The organism is Empedobacter sp. GD03739, assembly GCF_029843245.1.
In the GTDB taxonomy this organism is placed as follows: Bacteria; Bacteroidota; Bacteroidia; order Flavobacteriales; family Weeksellaceae; genus Empedobacter; species Empedobacter falsenii_B.
The window spans coordinates 1-19063 of sequence record NZ_JAOCHX010000049.1; the positions used below are offsets into that span (position 1 = coordinate 1).

The 19063-nt window shown below is 34.7% G+C and carries 20 protein-coding genes and 3 pseudogenes; 8 read left to right on the forward strand and 15 right to left on the reverse strand.

Annotated elements, in window-relative coordinates:
• Positions 1 to 703 (reverse strand): transposase (locus tag N5E64_RS13220; protein WP_280037902.1); only part of this gene is annotated, 703 nt, incomplete at its 3' end.
• Positions 704 to 802: 99 nt separating this feature from the next.
• Positions 803 to 997, reverse strand: a pseudogene (locus N5E64_RS13225) (transposase); the annotation flags it as partial.
• A gap of 619 nt (positions 998 to 1616) precedes the next feature.
• Here N5E64_RS13225 and N5E64_RS13230 point away from each other — a divergent pair.
• From N5E64_RS13230 to N5E64_RS13245, 4 genes are read left to right on the forward strand one after another with little or no spacing between them, the layout of a single operon-like run.
• On the forward strand, positions 1617 to 2366 hold the full coding sequence (locus tag N5E64_RS13230; RefSeq protein WP_031503813.1) for a (Fe-S)-binding protein: 750 nt from the start codon (positions 1617 to 1619) through the stop codon (positions 2364 to 2366).
• Positions 2367 to 2378: 12 nt separating this feature from the next.
• A complete protein-coding gene (locus N5E64_RS13235) occupies positions 2379 to 3764 on the forward strand; it encodes a lactate utilization protein B (protein ID WP_280037904.1) in 1386 nt (461 codons plus the stop codon).
• Positions 3757 to 4350 (forward strand): LUD domain-containing protein, encoded by a 594-nt coding sequence (locus N5E64_RS13240; RefSeq protein ID WP_280037906.1) that lies wholly within the window; start codon positions 3757 to 3759, stop codon positions 4348 to 4350. Before N5E64_RS13235 ends, N5E64_RS13240 begins: the two co-directional genes overlap by 8 nt.
• A gap of 1 nt (position 4351) precedes the next feature.
• Positions 4352 to 4927, forward strand: a complete 576-nt coding sequence (locus N5E64_RS13245) for a nucleosidase (RefSeq protein ID WP_280037907.1) — start codon at positions 4352 to 4354, stop codon at positions 4925 to 4927.
• Between the two features lie 56 nt (positions 4928 to 4983).
• Here the strand turns inward: N5E64_RS13245 and N5E64_RS13250 are convergent.
• Positions 4984 to 5911 (reverse strand): annotated as a pseudogene (locus N5E64_RS13250) (IS982 family transposase).
• Between the two features lie 737 nt (positions 5912 to 6648).
• Between N5E64_RS13250 and N5E64_RS13255 the strand changes: the two are divergent.
• The gene (locus N5E64_RS13255) at positions 6649 to 7887 is read left to right on the forward strand and encodes an Ig-like domain-containing protein (RefSeq protein WP_280037909.1); all 1239 of its coding nucleotides are present in this window, start codon (positions 6649 to 6651) and stop codon (positions 7885 to 7887) included.
• Positions 7888 to 7896: 9 nt separating this feature from the next.
• Positions 7897 to 8475: a hypothetical protein gene (locus tag N5E64_RS13260; RefSeq protein ID WP_065721269.1), complete on the forward strand. Its 579-nt coding sequence runs from the start codon at positions 7897 to 7899 to the stop codon at positions 8473 to 8475.
• 356 nt (positions 8476 to 8831) lie between these two features.
• Here N5E64_RS13260 and N5E64_RS13265 read toward each other — a convergent pair whose 3' ends face one another.
• A complete protein-coding gene (locus N5E64_RS13265) occupies positions 8832 to 10178 on the reverse strand; it encodes an IS5 family transposase (protein WP_280037912.1) in 1347 nt (448 codons plus the stop codon).
• Between the two features lie 264 nt (positions 10179 to 10442).
• The gene (locus N5E64_RS13270) at positions 10443 to 11045 is read right to left on the reverse strand and encodes a transposase (RefSeq protein ID WP_347881232.1); all 603 of its coding nucleotides are present in this window, start codon (positions 11043 to 11045) and stop codon (positions 10443 to 10445) included.
• 47 nt (positions 11046 to 11092) lie between these two features.
• Between N5E64_RS13270 and N5E64_RS13275 the strand changes: the two genes are divergently transcribed.
• Both N5E64_RS13275 and N5E64_RS13280 read left to right on the forward strand, forming a co-directional pair.
• Positions 11093 to 11263: a helix-turn-helix domain-containing protein gene (locus tag N5E64_RS13275; protein WP_260392412.1), complete on the forward strand. Its 171-nt coding sequence runs from the start codon at positions 11093 to 11095 to the stop codon at positions 11261 to 11263.
• A gap of 123 nt (positions 11264 to 11386) precedes the next feature.
• A pseudogene (locus N5E64_RS13280) lies at positions 11387 to 12010 on the forward strand (integrase core domain-containing protein); the annotation flags it as partial.
• 758 nt (positions 12011 to 12768) lie between these two features.
• On the opposite strand, the gene N5E64_RS13285 reads toward N5E64_RS13280, so the two are convergent.
• The 10 genes from N5E64_RS13285 to N5E64_RS13330 form a co-directional block, all read right to left on the reverse strand.
• On the reverse strand, positions 12769 to 13170 hold the full coding sequence (locus N5E64_RS13285) for a hypothetical protein (protein WP_221408226.1): 402 nt from the start codon (positions 13168 to 13170) through the stop codon (positions 12769 to 12771).
• A gap of 118 nt (positions 13171 to 13288) precedes the next feature.
• On the reverse strand, positions 13289 to 14323 hold the full coding sequence (arsB, locus tag N5E64_RS13290; RefSeq protein ID WP_114999202.1) for an ACR3 family arsenite efflux transporter: 1035 nt from the start codon (positions 14321 to 14323) through the stop codon (positions 13289 to 13291).
• A 3-nt stretch (positions 14324 to 14326) separates the two neighbouring features.
• On the reverse strand, positions 14327 to 14938 hold the full coding sequence (locus N5E64_RS13295) for a low molecular weight phosphatase family protein (protein WP_114999204.1): 612 nt from the start codon (positions 14936 to 14938) through the stop codon (positions 14327 to 14329).
• A 4-nt stretch (positions 14939 to 14942) separates the two neighbouring features.
• On the reverse strand, positions 14943 to 16013 hold the full coding sequence (locus tag N5E64_RS13300; RefSeq protein ID WP_115001976.1) for an ArsO family NAD(P)H-dependent flavin-containing monooxygenase: 1071 nt from the start codon (positions 16011 to 16013) through the stop codon (positions 14943 to 14945).
• 168 nt (positions 16014 to 16181) lie between these two features.
• Positions 16182 to 16646 carry a DUF6428 family protein gene (locus N5E64_RS13305; RefSeq protein ID WP_114999206.1) on the reverse strand — a complete coding sequence of 155 codons (465 nt, stop codon included), beginning with the start codon at positions 16644 to 16646 and terminating at the stop codon, positions 16182 to 16184.
• A 60-nt stretch (positions 16647 to 16706) separates the two neighbouring features.
• Positions 16707 to 17036: a helix-turn-helix transcriptional regulator gene (locus N5E64_RS13310; protein WP_280037919.1), complete on the reverse strand. Its 330-nt coding sequence runs from the start codon at positions 17034 to 17036 to the stop codon at positions 16707 to 16709.
• Between the two features lie 189 nt (positions 17037 to 17225).
• Positions 17226 to 17483: a Txe/YoeB family addiction module toxin gene (locus N5E64_RS13315; RefSeq protein WP_114999210.1), complete on the reverse strand. Its 258-nt coding sequence runs from the start codon at positions 17481 to 17483 to the stop codon at positions 17226 to 17228.
• A complete protein-coding gene (locus N5E64_RS13320; protein WP_068599366.1) occupies positions 17484 to 17738 on the reverse strand; it encodes a type II toxin-antitoxin system Phd/YefM family antitoxin in 255 nt (84 codons plus the stop codon).
• Between the two features lie 88 nt (positions 17739 to 17826).
• Positions 17827 to 18504, reverse strand: a complete 678-nt coding sequence (locus N5E64_RS13325; RefSeq protein WP_125350815.1) for a site-specific integrase — start codon at positions 18502 to 18504, stop codon at positions 17827 to 17829.
• Positions 18505 to 18604: 100 nt separating this feature from the next.
• Complete coding sequence (locus N5E64_RS13330) at positions 18605 to 18736, reverse strand: transposase (RefSeq protein ID WP_114999214.1); 132 nt, start codon at positions 18734 to 18736, stop codon at positions 18605 to 18607.
• Between the last annotated feature and the right edge of the window lie 327 nt (positions 18737 to 19063).

Genomic DNA, 19063 nt, shown 5'->3' on the forward strand with positions numbered 1-19063 from the left:
CCGAACTTCTATAGCTTTTCTTTTCGTAGCCTTTGCTGTCTGTTAAAGTTCGTTTGAAAGGCAGAAAAGCTTTATTTCCTCCTTCTTGAATACATTCGTAACGGTTTTCTTTTTTATTGAAAATAAAGCCTTCTCGCTCGGGTTTATATTGTCCAAAGTTGGGAATCCAAGCATCTAAGTTATGATCTTCACAATATTGTAAACTAGCACCGCTACTGTAACCAGCATCAGCTAAAACTTCTCCTATTTGTATATCGTTTTGTTTAAAATTTGATAAAGTTTGATCCATGATTTCAGAAAAGATTGTACTGTCTTTGCTACCTGCGGTACTGGCACAAGCACCTGTAATCACGTGATGTTTATCGTCAACAGCTAATTGTCCAGCATAGTTCAGTTGGCGTGGTTTACCTGGTTTGGTCGAGATTTTCGCATCAGGATCTGTTGGGCTATAATGGGTATGATTACTTAAAAACTTTGGCCGAATTTCTTCGCCATATTCATTGATTTGGACACTTTTTCGGGCGGCAGGCATCGCTTTAAATTCTTCTTTTTTCCAATTATGGTGTTGTTCTACCAACTTCTTTCGAGTTGATGTTACAGTTCGACTAGACTCACTGCATGCTTTGAATTCTGAATTTTCTTCCAACTCATTCACAAAAGCAAAAGCATCGTTTAGAACCTCTTTTTCAACCAGAGAATCCATACTTGCGTTTGCTTTGATAAAGGCAGAGTCTACCGCCTGACGTTTCCCTGAAACCATGCCTTTATTCACACACAGTTTTAAAACCAACTGAAACAATTGCAAGAAAACTTCTTGGCCAAATAACGCGCGCGTTCGGCTTATGGTTGAATGCCAAGGCAATTGTTCGTTCAGATCATAACCTAAAAACAAGCGAACATCCAAGCAATTGCTACAATAGCGAATCAATGCTCTGTCGCTATTGATATTATTCAAATAACCCACTAACAATATTTTAAAAAACACCACAGGATCTATACTTTCTTGACCTTGAGTACCGTAATATTTTTGAGTGGATCAATACAGAAAATGTAAATCTAATACTTGATTTACTTGGCGATAAAAGTTATCAGATGGAACTAGCTGATCTAAACTTAATTCATAAAAAAGTTGAGGAATAAATTCTTTTCGTCCTTGCATACTACAAGATATGAAAAATTGCTATATTTAGTGTTGTGCAACAAGCACACGGGTTTTGCGATAGCGGAGGTTTTGTGCTTTGCAGACACATTTGGACAAGGTGAAAGTTTAGTTCTCAGAAGAAAAGTTTAGTGCTAAAACTCCCCGCCATCGCAAAGCCCGAAACCGTTGTACGCAATCTCGCTTAAAAATCGTGAAAAATGAAATATGAGAAATTATTACAAACCAAAGAATGAAATTACATATTCAGATTTATTAGAATTAGAAGAATGGAAAATAAAAAGAGATGAAATTCTGAAAAAAGACTTTTGATTTCAAAGGTCTTTTTTATTGTCTTAATGCCAGGTAAATTATTTTTACTCAATATAAATAACCTCTCGTATAGGCTTTTTTCATCCTAAGCCTAATCAGGAAAAGAAGAAATAGTGCTAATTTAGAGTTTCTATAAAATTTTGTAATGAAAGTAGCACTGTTTATCCCCTGTTATATAGATCTGATTTACCCCAAAGTCGGTATTGCCACACTTGAGCTTTTGGAGCGATTGGGCGTAGAGGTCACAGTACCTTTGCAGCAGACTTGTTGTGGACAGCCTATGGCCAATGAGGGCGATCAGAAACATTCTATAAGGACAGAAACTCAGTTTTGTGAAAATTTTAAGGATTTGAATTTTGATTATATCGTTGGGCCGGCAGGGAGTTGTGTCAAGCACGTCAAGCTCCATATGGATGCAATTCCTCAAACCGAAACTGTTACAGAAATCCGTCACAAAACCATAGAATTAGTAGAGTTTTTACACGATGTTCTCAAGATAGAAGAATTCCCTTGGGCAGATTTCCAGCATACGGTGGCTATCCATAATTCCTGCAGTTCTATCCGCGGCTTACACATTGCATCCCGTTTTGAGTGGCAGGAACCTTACTTTAATAAAACCGAAGATCTGTTAAAGAAGGTGTCAGGAGTTAAAGTAGAAACGATTGACAGGCCACAAGAATGCTGTGGCTTTGGTGGGACGTTTTGTGTAACCGATGAAGCAGTGAGTGCCAAGATGGGGCAGGACAAAGTTGCTGATTATACAAGACATCAGGTCGAGTATGTAGTTTCGCCGGATATGTCTTGCCTGATGCATCAGGAAGGCATTGCCAAAAGAGAAAAGTCAGACCTCAAATTTGTACATATTGCTCAGGTTTTGAATAACGGACCATTCTAAAAATCACAAACAATGGGAAAAGTAAACGTAGAAGATAATGCGAGAAAATTCATCAAACAGGATGATATTCACGAGGCGCAACACGATAAAAATCTTTATAATACTATCATTAAACGTAGTAAAGTATCCTCTGAGATTCCGGAATGGGAAGAGCTTAGGAATTTGGCTTCGCAAATCAAGGAACATACACTGACGCATTTGGATCACTACATTGACCAGTTTGCAACAAAAGCCGAGGAAAACGGTATCACAGTTCATTTTGCAAAAGATGCCGATGAACATAATGCTATTGTTTTTGATATTTTGAATTCTCACGGCGCAAAGCGCATCATCAAAAGCAAATCGATGCTGCAGGAAGAATGCGGGATGACGCCTTTTCTTGAAGAAAGAGGAATTGATGTCCTGGAGACCGATCTGGGTGAGCGAATCCAGCAGCTATCAGACGAGCGACCAAGTCATATTGTAATGCCTGCCATCCAAAAAACGACGGAAGATATTGCCAAACTATTTGCAGATAAAATTGGCACGGATCCCAACGATGATGATCCACATTCGCTCGCAGAAGCAATGAGGAACAACGCCCGGCCAAAATTTTTGGTGGCAGATGCAGGAATGACAGGCGCTAATTTTGCCGTTGCCGAAACCGGGACTTTTGTAGTCTGTACTAATGAAGGTAATGCCGATCTTACCGCAAGCATTCCGCCACTTCATATTGCAAGTATTGGTATAGAAAAGATCCTGCCGAAGGTAGAAGATCTGGGTGTTTTTATCAGACTACTTTCCCGCAGTGCTTTAGGAACGCCGGCGACACAATATACGTCTCATTTTTCAGGCCCAAGAGAAGGATCTGAGATGCACATCGTACTCACAGATAATGGCAGGAGCAAACGATTGTCTATGGACAAGTTCTGGCATTCTCTCAAATGTATCCGTTGTGGTGCCTGTATGAATACCTGCCCGGTGTACAGAAGGAGTGGCGGATTGTCTTATGGTGCTACTTATTCCGGCCCGATTGGGATTATTCTGGATCCTACTTTTGATGAAGATACTTATTCAGAATTACCTTTCCATTCATCGCTTTGCGGCTCGTGTACAGAGATTTGCCCCGTTCATATTAATATTTCGGACCAGATTATCGAGTGGCGAAAAGTGATGATGGAGAAAAAGAAAACACCTTTTGGCAGAAGGCTGGCATTTGCTGCTGCTGACAGAATGCTGGGCAGTGCAACTGCTTTTAAAATGATGGAAAAGACCACTTACAATATGCTGAATATTCTCCCAAAATCTCTATTGGAAAACAGCACGTTGGATCCTTGGGTAGAAGACCGTGAATTGCCTGACGTGAAAAAAGAAACCTTCAGAGACTGGTACAAAAAAAACCGAAAAAACAATGACTAAAGAAGAATTACTGAGTTCGGTAAGAACCAATCTTGCTAACCGCGAAAAAGTGGATTATCCCGTCATCCCGGATTATAAAAAGCCAGGAGCAGATCTTAAAGCTGTTTTTGAAATTAACGCAAAAATTGCCGCCGTCGATTTTTATGATGTCGCATCGGTAGAAGAAGCGCAGGAAATTATGCGAAAAAAGCTTCCTGATGCTAAGGTCACTTGCTCTGCAACGCCTGAATGGAGAGGGAATAAAGATATACACGTGCAAAAGCCCGCGGATCTTAATGATGTGGATTTGGGTATTTTCCGTGCAGAGTTTGGTGTGGCAGAGATGGGAATGGTCTGGGTCACCGAAAAATCTTTGGTTACCAATTCATTAGGCTATTTATCTCAACACCTCGCTGTTTTGCTGGATCCGGAAGATTTGACCGAAAATATGCATACCGCCTACAAAAGAGTAGATTTTCCACACTCACATTATGGCTGTTTTGTGATGGGGCCATCTGCAACAGCGGACATCAGCGCCGTTTTGGTACACGGTGCACAGGGCGCACGGACATTGACTTTGTTCTTTCTGAAAAAACCTGTGCCCTAAAATGACAATTAACGGAAAGCTTTACAGCAACATCCTTTTGGTTTTTGCTCTGGAATCAGAAGCCGGAAAAGAATTTGAGAGTTTTAATAATTTGTTTGTTGGTGTAGGAAAAATTAAAGCGACTTGTCATCTTGTAAAAGCCATTCAAAAATCTAAGCCAGATCTCATAATCAATTTGGGAACCGCAGGAAGTACAGTTTTTGACAGAGGAAGTATTGTTAACTGCAACCGTTTTATCCAGCGGGATATGGATGTAAGAGCATTGGGTTTTAAGAAATTTGAGACGCCATTTTCTGATGAACCAATTCTTTTGGAATATGGAATTAAAACAAGCCATCTCCCGAACGGGATCTGCGGTTCCGGCGACCAATTCGAAATGGAACATAATAACCCCGAATACAACGTTATTGATATGGAAGCTTTTGCACTTGCGAAAGTCGCCGAGCAGGAACAAATCGATTTTCTGTGCCTCAAATATGTCTCTGACGGCGCCGATGGCAGTGCTGCTGATGATTGGACTCAGGAAGTGAAAAAAGCATCAGCTGCTTTAAGTCAAGCATTGCAGGATTTAAGATAAAACCAGCCGAATTGGCTGGTTTTTATATCATTTTATATAAAAAACCTGTTGTGCATTTAGCACAAATTAATTTTTAACTTATTCAAACTTCTCTTGAAGACGAAAAAATTTAGATATTGAATCATGGTAAAAGAAGTTATTTTTGATACTATTCTTGTTGCCAAACCTTGAAAGGTTTTTGCGAGGTTAATATTTATTAAGAACTGTCCGCACAGTTGCGAAATATTGGTTTGTTCATGATTTAATTTTTTTTCAATGGTATTCACGATTGCTTCGCAGTTCAATCCTCTTTCTGATTTTTGATTTTGTCTTGCAAAAGTCCACAAAATTATGCTGGTTTTTACGCATTGGAACCGAAAGATTTATCTTGGAATAGTTGAATAAATCCAGTTGGAGTTCTTTGCTGATGTACCCTCTGTCGCCGATTAATAAGCAATTTTCAAAATTCTCCTTAATGTCGTGCAGATAGTTCACGTCGTGAACATTTGCAGGGGAAAAATCAAACGAGTGGAAGATTCCATTTTTGTCACAAACCACATGAAGTTTATAGCCAAAATACCTAGATTTTTGTGCGGCACAATATCCATATGCAGGTTTGATCTCATCCGTGGAACAGATTGCAGAACGATTTGCCCGACTTATTTTACAGATTTCAATTGGCGTGGAATCCACAATAAAGACATCGGTGAAATCCGAAAACTTGCTGCTCAAGGTTTCTCTGATTTTTTCAATGTAGGGAAAAAGTTTTCTTTTCCTTTTATTGTAGACACTCCTTTCAATTCTTCCCTCCAAATCAGTCCCTGAAATGCATCTAAATAACTGTAATTCAGAGTTAATCGACATGTATTCTGCAGTAATATTGAGCGCTACAAGTTCCAAATCGGACAATTTCGGAAGCCTGATTTGCTTGTTTGATGTAATATGTTTGCAGGTGTTTGTCAATTCTTTTAAAATAATTTTGTAATTTTGAATGAGATTGTTCATATATCTAATCGATTGGTAGTCAATTAAATATACGATTTTTTAATCAAATGGACAATCTTTTTCTTTTTTAATTCCTAAATGCACAACGGGTTATTAAAAAATAAGTTTAAATTTGCACTTCTATTAAAATCAAGATGAAAAATAAGATTGCCTTAGTTTTAGGATTATTCACAATAGTTACTGTAAAATCACAGAACACAGTACGCCCCGCTTCCGAAATATTTTCAGATTTCAATGGTTATTGGAGAAGCTCCAACAATGCAGTAATACCCAATAACAATCATAATTTACTTGCCTTTACTTGGAATGCAAATGGAATTAATAATATTAACACACCCATAACTTATTCTACCGGAGTTAATAATTCGGCTTTATCCAGCAATAATATTCCTTTCACATCTGCCACATTTATTTCATTACCCATTTACACAATCCCCTCTCCAGGTAGCGGAACTTTTATTGGGGTAGGACAAGCATTTGGAGGAAATGGTAATGTAACGCCGGTGCCGGTTAATAATAATTTAGTACAATATCTTACTGATGGTATTAACGGTTTAGGTTTAGGAACTGCTATTTTTAATATACCACAAGGCTCTAACATTGCCTTCAATACGATGGGAATTGTTCCCACATCAATCGGAGATGGTGTACCGGATCTTATTTTTACTCAGATGGGACAACCCAGCAGTACATCAGATGTATTTCACTTTCAAAATGGTCCCACCCCATCAGATCCGATGGTAGGAACTCCTTATTCGGTAGCTTTTGGTGCAGAAGTAAATGGTATACCGGTAGTTCCGTCTATTGGTAACGCCTGCTGGAAATTTTACAGAGCAAATGTATCGCCTCCTCTTTATGATGCAGGAACTTCAAGTGGATGTACGAGAAACATTAGAGTTATCGCTTTAGATTGGTCTGAAATGGGAATAACGACCGCAAATTATCAGAGTGCAACAACATTAATTCAAACATATTCAGGAACATCAGACCCTGCTTTTATTGGTGCTTATAACGCTGCATCAATTACTTTTGCGTCTACTTTTAGCGGAACTGTCTTTAATGATAACAATGCAGGAACTCCTGATGGTAACGGATATCAGGGAGCAACTGTTAAGCTCTTTAATAATGGAGTAGAAATAGGATCAAAAACAACTGATGTAAACGGATATTATTATTTTGACAATATAAACATCAATACTTATCCCGGTCCTTACACAATTCAGTTAACAGAGCCAACAGGTTTTAATGTTGTAGGTAATAAAGTGGGAACTACTGCCAACAGTTTCACAGCAACAATCTCTAACAGCATTTCTTCAGGGAATAATTTTGGAATCAATCAACCTCCTGTAGCGGTAGATGATAATGCTTCTGTTGGTAAAAATATGTCTAAAACATTCAGTATCGTAACGAATGATTATGACTTGAATTCAGGGTCTTTAATATACTCTACAATTAATCTCATCGCTCCCTCTGGTGCAACCAATATTATAACTTCCGGAGGATATACGAAAGGATTTATAATTGCCGGACAAGGAACTTGGCTGGTAGATAATCTTGGAAATCTAACATTTACCCCCGCTATCGGATTCTTCGGAAACGCTACTACCGTTAATTATAATATTAAAGATTTAGCCGGGCTTACAAGCAATAATGCCTCAATTTTCATCGCTGTAGATTACTGCATAAAACCAGGAGCGTCAGGAATTCCTGATGGATATTCAAAAGTAGGAATTACTACATTAAAAACCCGTAACAAAAACTGGCCCGAAGGCCCAACAATCAATGAAGGAGGTGTTCCCAATGGTTTTATTGCGTTAGAATCTAATACAAAAGGACTGGTTATTACCAAAACTACAAGTACAGCAAATATTATTAATCCCCAAAAAGGTATGATAGCATATGATATTACAGATCAATGTATAAAACTTTATAACGGAACTACTTGGAAATGTATAAAAAGAGCGTGTAACGATTAAATATAAAATATGAAAAATATAAAAAATACAAAAACATTCTATATAGGCAGTCTTATATTTTGTTCTTTAACCTTATCCGCCCAGGTAGCCATTGGTAAAACATCAGTAAATGGAAACAGTACACTGCTGGATTTCGGGGGAGCAACAGCTACTAATTCTCCGACAGATGTTGAAACCACTAATTTCAAAGGCATCATTCTCCCTGCATTAACAGCAACTCCTACATTTTCTGCTACCACTCCAACTACTAATAATCCACAAAACGGAACATTCATATTTGATAAAACTTCGGTAAAAGTGAGAATGTTTACTAATGGTAGTTGGGTAGATATGTCAGATACGGGAAGTTTAACCAATCTTACATCCAATACAAGTGCAGAGAGTGGGAATGGTGTGATAATAGGTTCCAATATAAGTTCGGCTACGGGAGTACTTGTTTTAGAGTCTCCCAATAAGGCAATTATATTACCTCACATTAAAAATCCTCATACAACAGTAAAAAGTCCCTATGCTGGTATGATGTGCTATGATACAGTAAGCAATTCGATTGCGGTATATGATGGCAGTAACTGGAACTATTGGAAATAAAAATCTTTACCAACTCTACGCCTCTGTTTTTGCTTTAATAACTGATAGAAGATTTTAACGGAGCACAGAAAGGATTCACAAAGATGGAGGTTTCCTGCGGAACGTCGAAGACTATTCGAAATACCCCGAACCTATTCACTTTTAGGAAAATAGCAACAGTGGCAGCAAAGCTTAAATTTAAACATAATATTCTGAATATAAGAAGTGATTCAATATCCTTCAACTCCACCAAAATAAAAGGGTATAACACCATTTAAAATCTAAAAATATTTTATAAATTGCTCAAATTCATTCCGTTTCATTGATTGCCTTTGTGGTGATTGAAATGGTGGTCACAAAATTTAATTAGTCGTTCCTTAACAAAACCCACTATTTAATTTATTTTTAAAAACAGGATTAGAAAACAGCATAATTTGTATCTTATAAAATAAGAAAATAATTTTCTGTTTCAGTAGTTCCATCATTTTCTTCATGTTCCAAGCGGTTGCAGCTAGTAATGCATTGATTTGTGGTCCCGTTTCTCCCAGGAAGTAATTTTTTGCCAGCCTAAAATCGGTTTTTAAATGTCCGATGATAGGTTCTATTGCCGCTCTGGTTCTAAATTTTTTGCGCTTTGTCTGCTTTTGATAAGCAGTGTCTTTTTTTCTTGGAGTGCTTGGGATGGAGATTTTCACGCCCTTTATTTCTGATTTTCCTCTGCCACCTCTATCGTAAACGAGTTCTTTTGGGAGCTTTTGACCACCGGTTTCCATCTGTTCCAAAAGTGGTTCTATGGTGTGACCATCGTAAGGAGTTTGCAAAAATGCTTTAATCCCGAGAATGATTTTCTTGCCTTTGTTGGCGGTGGTTATCAAACCTACCTTATTCCCAAATTCATACTGGCTATGCGCTTTTCCTTTGGCAATACATCGGGTAAAAGGCTTGTGAATGCTGTAAATTTTATCGGCATCGTTTCTTTTTTGTGTGACAACCTTGGTGTACAATGTCATTAAATCTTTATAAAATTCTTGCTGTTCTGCATTAAAATTCCGTTGCAATTCACGAATCAGTCTCATGGCGATGGTTTTGAGCTGTCTTTGAGATTTCCTTGCCGCTTTTGCCCGCTTGGGATGTTTTCCGTTGTAGGTGTTGCGCACCATTTGTTTGCTGACTTTTGTGTAGCGTTGTCTTTGTTTTATGCCTTCATTTCCGGCTATTTTGTTGCAATAATCAATCACTTTTTTGCACAATTTTGCATCGGTAGGAAAAGAGGTATTATTCTCCTGAACGGTAGTATCGGACAAAACAAAATTTGAGGTGTTCGTCTTGGCATCGTGCATTCTTACGCTGTAGGCAAAGATTTTTTCGATACCTTTTTCGCCAATTCTTTTTCGGAAATGAACAAAATTACTCGGGTCACAAGGAAATTCGTGTTCAAAGAAAACCCTGCCACAAAAATACTGCATATAAGGATTCATGATCCAGGCTTTTTCCAACGTCTCATCGCCCAAATTATACAAATGTTTCAGTAGCAAACAACCCACCATAAACCGAATCGGATGGCTCGGATTGCCCACTTTGGAATACAAGGGCGAAAATTCTTTCTCAAAATAATTCCAATCTATTTTTTCTGAAAGTAGAACAAGTTCATGCTCGTGGTCAATAAAATCCACCAACATTGGGCGGAATAATTCTGGCTTCTTTTCTGGATTTTTCCCCAACATATTTGCAAGGTTTTAAAGCTCTAAGATACAGATTGTCATATTAAAGTTCATGAAACAGAAAGGGTTCCAATTTATTTTGACAAATGATTATCAGAGAAAATATTAACTGAAACTTGTGAAAGATGTGGCGGAACAGGGTTTCTTCCTGAATATAATTACTATCAAGGAGGTATTTGTTTTGCTTGTCAAGGTACTGGAATGAGGATACCTTGGAGTGATTAAAGAGACTGCGTACAACACGGGTAACTGTTGCACAACTCCAATTTACAGTAAAAAACAGAATATATGACCTCGTTTAAGCCTTTTTAAGCGAGGTTTATTTTTAGAAAAATATATTAATGTAAAATTAGGCTTGCTTAAAAACTCTCTTTTTAAGGAGTGAAGGAGTGATTTTGTAGAAGCGTAGTTCTTCCCTTGTTTTAAATAAATAACTTGGGCTAAAACACTTGATTTTTTGACTGTAAAGCGTAGATATTTCTTCAAGTTGTAAGATAAACTTGACATTAGTACATGTTTATTGGCTTTAGACATTCCTCTGCTGTTGATTCGTTTTAAGTTAAAGAAGTTAATCAACGTTCCTAAAACTGGTTCTACTGTAGAACTTCGACGTTTAACTAACCTGCGGTGATACGCTTTATTTTGGGTGAGTTTTTCATGCATTTTATCGTACAAAGGCTTGTGAATTCTATCTTCCAACTTTTTAAACTTGGTTACTTTTCCACAACAACTTTCTCGTAAAGGACATTGTCCACAATCTTTTTCCGAACTTCTATAGCTTTTCTTTTCGTAGCCTTTGCTATCTGTTAAAGTTCGTTTGAAAGGCAGAAAAGCTTTATTTCCTCCTTTTTGAATACATTCGTTGTGGATACGTCACATCCTCGTAGACTAAATTAGTAAAAAACTAATATAGCTTTATGATGATTAAAAAGACAAAAGAAATAGCAGCTTATTTAACTTATAGTAAAAAACTACAAGTTCTAAAATATGCCAAAGAATATGGAAATAACTCTATAGCATATAAATTTTTTGGCGTGAAAAAGAGTACATTTTATAAATGGAAAAAGGCGTATGATGAACATGGATAAGAAGGTTTACTTAGAAAAAAACCAACTCCTCGTACATTTCCCAATCAAATCAAGCAAGAAATTGTAAATAAAGTATTAGAACTTCGAAAAGAACATAAATTAGGGACTTGGCGAATTAAATGGTATTTAGAACGTTATCATGATATTTTAATATCAGAATCAAGTGTTTATCGTATTCTAAAGCGTAATAATGTTGCTAGATTAGACAGAAAGGCAACTAGAAGAGCTATGCATAGTATTCGATATGAAAAAGAAACACCAGGTCATCATGTGCAGGTTGATGTTAAATTTCTGATTTTTCATGATGCAAATGGTCAAAAAATCAAGCGATTTCAATATACAGCAATTGATGATGCTACACGAATTAGAGCGCTTAAAATCTATGAAAAGCACAATCAATTAAGATCAATTGATTTCATAAATTATGTTGTAGATAAATTTCCTTTCAGAATTAATACAATTCAAACAGATAACGGACATGAATTTCAATCAAAATTTCATTGGCATGTTCAAGATTTAGGAATGAGACACCGATTTATAAAAGTAGGAACGCCTCAGTTAAATGGGAAAGTTGAACGATCTCATTTAACTGATAAAAAAGAGTTTTATCAACTTTTAAGCTATACTGATGATGTCGATCTAAATCAAAACTTAGAACAATGGGAGAATTTTTATAATTTCAATAGACCACATGGATCATTTAAAGGAAAAACTCCTTATGAAATACTAAAATCAAAACTAAAATAATTATATTTAAAGTCTACGAAGTCATGAAGTACGACACTCATAGTATTGAGATTTGAGATGTTAGTTATTAGACTTTTGTTATTGTATGTTCTTTTTTTATTCATTGGTTTATTGTTTTATGAATAATGTATTCATGAATCCTTTGGATTTAGCTTGATACAAAAACATTTGAGATGTTTGCTATTATTATGTTCATTTTATTAATTACTTTTTTCTTGATAAAAAAGTAATCAAAAAATCAAGGCTTCAATTCTCGCCGGTCAATCATCATTTCGTTTCACTAAAATGTTTAAATCACTCCCGATGGTCGGTAAACATTTTTGCGCTTCTCTCAATGGATTGACACTCGTCTGTAAATTGTTATGCCATTTTGATTTAGATGCCGATACTCTATTTTTTTTGAGTTTGTTAGCGAATGATTTGTTCTTTGTTTTCATTTTGTCTTGTAATCAGAAAACACTTGAGATATTAGACTTTGTTTTTATATGTTATTTTTTATTCATGGCTTTATTATTTTAAGAATATTGTATTCATGAATCTTATGGATTTGTCTTGACACAAAAACGAATCAAAAAAGTCAAGGCTGTAAAACGATTAACCTAAAAATGAATATTGATTCGGGAATAAATTAAATCGCTCCTTTCAGTCGGTAATTTATTCTTATCCTTCTCAATATTCATTTTCTTAACGGTATCGTTTTAGAAGCCGAATTTATTTTTCTTCCAATGTTTTATTCTCTTTCTGTACTTGATCGTATGCTAATTCTTTGACTGCAAGACGTACGAACCATTTTTAGAGATTCTCATAAAACCGTGTTTCTTTAATGCTTTACCCAATTGGATGACGGTTGAATTGTTGATGTTGATATTCCCAAAATAAGCTAACCTTGTAGCTATTTGCGTAGTGTTAAGAAAAGCTGTTGCTGTTTCTTTATCAGCTTTTTCGAACCAGGTTAATAGCAATTCTTCTTCTGGGGATTTGATTTGGTATTGCTCGTTGTTTTGGTTGATGTTTTTAATTTCTTCGTTGTTAAACCAATACCTGAATCCTTCATCAATGAGATACAAAGCTTGTTTGTAACAGTTATCGAGGTTTACGTTGTGTAAAGCAACTTGTGTAAATTCTTTGAATTGTACAGTTTCTTTTATCAAATAGGCCATAGTACATTAAGTTTTAGTCATTAAACATTTTTTAAGGTAATTTAATGTAAATTAAAACCTTACAATGGAAAAACGTGTCGCTTTATGGATGATTTACTTTCTTATTCGATGTATTGCTCTATTCTTTATAATATATCCTTTTCAGCCACAAACTTGCTTTTACTAAAAGTATTAACACCGGAACTTCGACCAACGGACCAATAACTCCTACAAAAGCTTGTGGAGAGTGAATACCGAATATTGCAATGGAAACTGCAATAGCTAATTCGAAATTATTACCTGTCGCTGTAAATGAAATAGATGCATTTTTATCATAAGGAACCTTCATTGCTTTATTAATAAAGAAACTGATAAGGAACATTAGAACAAAATAGATTATTAGCGGTATAGCAATTTTAATTACATCCATTGGTAATTCAATAATTTTATCTCCTTTTAAACTGAACATTATGACGATTGTAAACAATAATGCATAAAGTGTTATGGGAGATATTTTGGGTACGAATACACGATTGTACCATTCTATACCATTCTTCTTAATTAGCGCGTATCTCGTGATAAAACCTATTAAAAATGGAATACCTAAATAGATCATTACACTTTGTGTTACTTCGATCATTGAAACCGAAACATTAAAATTAGCTAAACCTAATTTTGCAGGTAATACATTAATGAATAACCAAACCAAGAAGCTATAACTCAAAACTTGGAAAATACTATTTAATGCGACTAACATTGCTGTATATTCTCTATTAGCCTTCGCTAAATCACTCCAAACTATCACCATTGCAATACATCGAGCTAAACCAATTAGTATTAATCCAGACATATAATCCGGTTCGTCGTGAAGAAATAGAACTGCCAAACCAAACATTAAAACTGTACCAATTATCCAGTTTAAGATTAAGGATATTCCGATTACTTTTTTGTTTTTAAATACTTGTGGTAATAGAGAATAATCTACTTTGGCTAAAGGTGGAAACATCATTATTATCAACCCTAAAGCTAAAGGAATATTGGTTGTGCCAATGCTCATACGCTCTATTAAAACAGACATATTGGGAAAGATATAGCCAATTGTAACACCTAAAACCATTGCGATAAAAATCCATAAGGTTAGGTATCTATCAAGGAATTTTAGTTTTGGTTGCATCGTTTATTTAGTGATTTGTGAAAATATGTACATCATTTCAGTTGCGATTTGAAAACTGCGTTGTTGGTAAACTTCGGTTTGTTCGGTTGTATCATCCGAAATTTTAGGATCTTCGTAAGTAATGGGAATTCGCTTTTCAGCACCGGATATAAAAGGACAACCTTCATCTGCTTGGGAGCAAGTTAGAATCGCTGCGAAATTTGAAATGGGATTGAATGCATCATTATATTTCTTAGAAAAACCGATAATTGGTGAACTATTCTCATCATATTTTATCGCATAAATAGGATTATTACTATCTGTAATTTTAAAGATTTGAAAACCTTGATTGCTTAGCGTTTCAATTACTTTTGGAAACAAAGCTGTTTCTGCTGTACCACCAGAATAACAATTGATATTGGGGATATTATAATAAGCAGCAGCGAATTGTGCCCATACTTGTGCTAGATGACTTCTGCGTGAATTGTGTGTACAAATAAAATTAAGGTTTACCGGTTTTTTACTATTTACCTTTCCTTGAATGTAATCTATTAAAGGTTGTAAAATGTTTTTGCGATCATTACTGATATTTTCAAAATGAAATTGCTCTACAGTTTTTAATATTGTTGAGTACATATTTTTAATTAATTTTTAAGTGTTTAGATAAAAAATCTTGAATTTCTAAAATTGTTTGTTTTGCGGTTCTGTTTACCCCAATTAAAGATGCAGATGCATAACCTGTCCAATTACCATAGCCTACAAACCATAAACCTTCAATATCTAAAGACTTAGTTTCATTGGTTTTTGCAATACCTTTTTCATCTAGTTGTATTAGTGATTTTAGGAATGTAGTATCGTAACCGAAGCCTGTACACCAAATAATTGCATCAAAATCTTCTTGTTCGCCGTTATCCCAAATTACTCCTTTGTCGTAAAACTCACGGAATGTACCACTAGAAATTAACACTCCTCTTTCACGAGCTTCTTTTACAGGTGGAACCATAACAATACTGGCTAAATTGTAATTTGATGCATCAAATGTTTTTCCTTCTAATTCTGCTTTATATCTTGCGTTGGCAATTTTAAACAGATAATAGCCGTCCACTTCATCGGGTAGAAATTCAGGTGTTTTTTTTGTTGACCATTTTACTGTCGTATTTTTTGATACTTCAGCAACAATTTGAGCACCAGAATTACCTTCTCCAACAACCAATGTTTTTAAACCATTAAAATCTTCGGGGTTTTTATATTTACTTGAATGTATTTGAACACCTTTGTAATTTTCTATTCCCTTTAAATTCGGAATGAAAGGATTTCCCCACGTTCCTGTAGCAGAAATAACTGTTTTGGTTTTAAAAAAACTTTCTTGCGTGTGAACTTGAAAAAAATCTCCATTTTTTTTAATTTCAACAACTTCACTATTTCTTTTCACATTAAGTTGATAATATTGCTCGTATTGTCCTAAATAATGTATAACCTCTTGTTTTGTAGGGAATTTATTTTCAGAATTTGGCATTATCAATCCAGGTAACGAGCTATAATCTGCTGGAGAAAATAGGGTTAAACTATCCCAAGTATGGAGCCAAGCCCCGCCTGAAGTATTTTGCTTATCCAAAATAATATACTTCAGTTTTGCACGTCTTAGATAATATCCACAAGCTAATGCACTTTGCCCGCCTCCAATAACTATAACATCAAATATTTCATCCATTGAATTGTTTTTATCTGATTTATGCATTCACAAATTAATACTTTTACGTTTCTATAAATTCTTATCTATATTAATACCGTTTACTGTTTGATAATCCTTGTTTATCGACTTCTACAACTCCTAAAAAATTATCATTGGTAATTGTTATAATATTTATGGTTACAATATTTAGCAACACCCCGAATTTGGTGTACAAGAAGATGATTGGATTTCTGACAATTTCACTTTTGGTTTTTCTACAGGAATACCGCAAGCATCTTCCGCTAAACAAGCTGTTTTTTTATTCTTTAAAATGAAATGTTTTCCATTAAATTCAAGATCGTATTTACCAATTGTAGTCGACTGATATTCTACTTCAATTTCGGCATCTTCCATACCTAATTTATTTTCGGATAAGCGAATAATGTTTAGTAATTTTCCTGGTTTTAAACGATGTTCGTAATCGTCTGCATTCCATAATTGGAAGTTCACCACTTTTTCATTTCTAATCACTCCACCACAATCAATAAATTTCTTTGTGATTTCTCCCACTTCTGTAACGTGGAAATGCTCTGGCACGAAAGTACCATCCTCTAATTGAAATTCAACATTTTGTAATGTTGGTAAGATTTCTTTGATTTCTGAAAGTTTCATCTTCTTAATATTATTATTTATTAATCGTAATATTACGATGTTTTATTTTAAAAAAATGCCTTAACAGCATTTCTCTATTTTGACATTTTGATTGAAAAAGTTAGAAAACTCCTTTTGAATTGCAGCCCAAACCTTTTCATCAATACAATAACAAACTGATTTCCCTTCGATGGAACCTTGGATAATTCCTATACTTTTCAATTCTTTTAAATGTTGAGAAATTGTGGCTTGTGCTAATCCTAACTCATCTACTAAATCTGTACAGATACAGGCATTTTGCTTGATAATATGCTGAATAATAGCCACACGAGCAGGATGTCCTAATACTTTGAATAAAGTAGCTAGTTTATTTTGCTCATCTGTGAATATTTCTGATTTAGTTGTTCCCATCATTAATTTATTATCATTGCAATATTACGATATAATTATTGAATACTAAAAAATTTAATGTTATTTATTTAATGTATTGCTCAACGGCTTTATCCAATTCTTTGTTTACGATTTTGGCATAAAAAAAATTCTGTTAAGTTTTACAACCCAACAGAATTCTATCTTATTTATATCTTAAAAATTGATTATTTAATCGTAATGAAAACGGCACTTTGCTATTAATATCTGACCATCTTCGTACTTGTAAATTAAACGATGTTCTTCATCTATTCTACGTGACCAAAACCCTGAATATTTATGTTTTAATGGCTCTGGTTTCCCTATACCAGTAAAAGGAGTACGTGAAATATCTTTCAATAAATCATTGATACGTTTTACTTTTTTCTTATCGGTTTTTTGCCAAAATAAATAATCTTCCCAAGATTCATCTACGAAAATATATTTCATCTATTCCTCGATTAATTCTCTTTCAAAAGATTGGTTACTTTTTAATTTTTCAATGGCAGCATCTAATCTTGATTCATTGATACGAGAAGATAATTCGTGATTTGTAGCCATTAAAGAATTGTACTCTTCTAATGACATTACCACAATACCTGAATCTTTCCCTCTGTTGATGATTAAGGTTTCAAAATTCTTCGAAACTCTATCTAAGTAAGATTTAATATCTTTTCTGAAATCTGAAACACTTGCTATTATCATAATCTTGTATTTTATTATGTACAAATATATGTACAATATTTTGATTTTCAAAATCTATCTTCTTACATCATTTTAAAATAAACATTTACTATTCAATGAATTGCTCTACTGCTTTGTCTAATTCTTCGTTTACGATTTTAGCATAAATTTGAGTTGTTCCAATATCAGAGTGATCTAAAAGTTTTGATACATACTCAATACGCATACCGTTAGCTAAGGCTTGGGTTGCAAATGTATGTCGGCTTAAATGAAAAGATAATGAGAATGGAAATTCTAATTCTTTGCCCATTCTACGCAATTTCTGACCACATAAAACATTTTTGCTACCGATTACTTTTAGTTGGTATTCGTTGGATTGTTCGAAGAAATTAGCTTCTGAAATGATTGGAAAAATAAAATCATCTGGTTCGGAAGTTTCTTTTTTGTATTTGTTTAAAATCTCTAAAGCAGATTGACCTACCTTGAATTGATGTGAACGTTTAGTTTTACGGATGTTTAATCTGATACGTTGTTCGTTTTCATCATAGTTTTTCCATTGTAAGGTAACGACATCACTAAAACGCAATCCTCCGGCATAACAAGAAAAAATAAACATATCTCTGAAATAGGTATCTGTTTGACCAAATGAACTCTTGTGATTTTTTAGCTGCTCGATTTGTTCTTTGTTTAAAAACAATCTTGTACTCTTGGCTTTTTTGATTCGTACACTTGCAAATGGGTAAGTATTTAAACTGATGATTTCTTCACGAATGGCATCTTTAAACATTATGGCTAAAATTGAACATTTGTATTAAAACTAACATTAGTAATTTATGAACAAATTGAAATAACTGTAAGAAAGCTTCTTTACCAAAAAGGACGCAAGTTTAACCAATTGTGGAATGCCAAGGTAGTTTTTCGTTTAAATCATGACCTAAAAATAAACGAATATCCAAACAGTTATTGCAATAGCGAATCATTGCTCTGTTGTTATTAATATTATTTAGATAACTGTCCATTCAAATCTTGAAAGAGACAATTAGATTATGAAATAAAACAAATTTCTACAATTAAAAACATGATAGCTTTGAAATTTCATATAGAAAACTTGCTGAAAAGGCGAGAGTCAATTTAGCGTAATGAGCGTAAAAATGGCTTACTGTCGCGCAATCTTCCTCTCGTAAACCCAAAATAGTAACTCAAAAAGCGTGCTTTTCTCGTCAAAAACCTCGTATCTCACTTCTCACATCTAAAATTCTCAAAAAATATTTCCCATTGTACCAGCAACTTAAGAGAAGAATGTAAATTAATTGTAAAATGAGTTTGGAAGTTCGGAAAAATGGGTT

Coding starts and splice junctions, on each gene's coding strand:
- N5E64_RS13230 (WP_031503813.1), top strand. CDS start 1,617: ATGAAAGTAGCACTGTTTATCCCCTGTTATATAGATCTGATTTACCCC.
- N5E64_RS13235 (WP_280037904.1), top strand. CDS start 2,379: ATGGGAAAAGTAAACGTAGAAGATAATGCGAGAAAATTCATCAAACAG.
- N5E64_RS13240 (WP_280037906.1), top strand. CDS start 3,757: ATGACTAAAGAAGAATTACTGAGTTCGGTAAGAACCAATCTTGCTAAC.
- N5E64_RS13245 (WP_280037907.1), top strand. CDS start 4,352: ATGACAATTAACGGAAAGCTTTACAGCAACATCCTTTTGGTTTTTGCT.
- N5E64_RS13255 (WP_280037909.1), top strand. CDS start 6,649: ATGGTAGGAACTCCTTATTCGGTAGCTTTTGGTGCAGAAGTAAATGGT.
- N5E64_RS13260 (WP_065721269.1), top strand. CDS start 7,897: ATGAAAAATATAAAAAATACAAAAACATTCTATATAGGCAGTCTTATA.
- N5E64_RS13265 (WP_280037912.1), bottom strand. CDS start 10,178: ATGTTGGGGAAAAATCCAGAAAAGAAGCCAGAATTATTCCGCCCAATG.
- N5E64_RS13275 (WP_260392412.1), top strand. CDS start 11,093: ATGATGATTAAAAAGACAAAAGAAATAGCAGCTTATTTAACTTATAGT.
- N5E64_RS13285 (WP_221408226.1), bottom strand. CDS start 13,170: ATGGCCTATTTGATAAAAGAAACTGTACAATTCAAAGAATTTACACAA.
- arsB (WP_114999202.1), bottom strand. CDS start 14,323: ATGCAACCAAAACTAAAATTCCTTGATAGATACCTAACCTTATGGATT.
- N5E64_RS13295 (WP_114999204.1), bottom strand. CDS start 14,938: ATGTACTCAACAATATTAAAAACTGTAGAGCAATTTCATTTTGAAAAT.
- N5E64_RS13300 (WP_115001976.1), bottom strand. CDS start 16,013: ATGGATGAAATATTTGATGTTATAGTTATTGGAGGCGGGCAAAGTGCA.
- N5E64_RS13305 (WP_114999206.1), bottom strand. CDS start 16,646: ATGAAACTTTCAGAAATCAAAGAAATCTTACCAACATTACAAAATGTT.
- N5E64_RS13310 (WP_280037919.1), bottom strand. CDS start 17,036: ATGGGAACAACTAAATCAGAAATATTCACAGATGAGCAAAATAAACTA.
- N5E64_RS13315 (WP_114999210.1), bottom strand. CDS start 17,483: ATGAAATATATTTTCGTAGATGAATCTTGGGAAGATTATTTATTTTGG.
- N5E64_RS13320 (WP_068599366.1), bottom strand. CDS start 17,738: ATGATAATAGCAAGTGTTTCAGATTTCAGAAAAGATATTAAATCTTAC.
- N5E64_RS13325 (WP_125350815.1), bottom strand. CDS start 18,504: ATGTTTAAAGATGCCATTCGTGAAGAAATCATCAGTTTAAATACTTAC.
- N5E64_RS13330 (WP_114999214.1), bottom strand. CDS start 18,736: ATGGACAGTTATCTAAATAATATTAATAACAACAGAGCAATGATTCGC.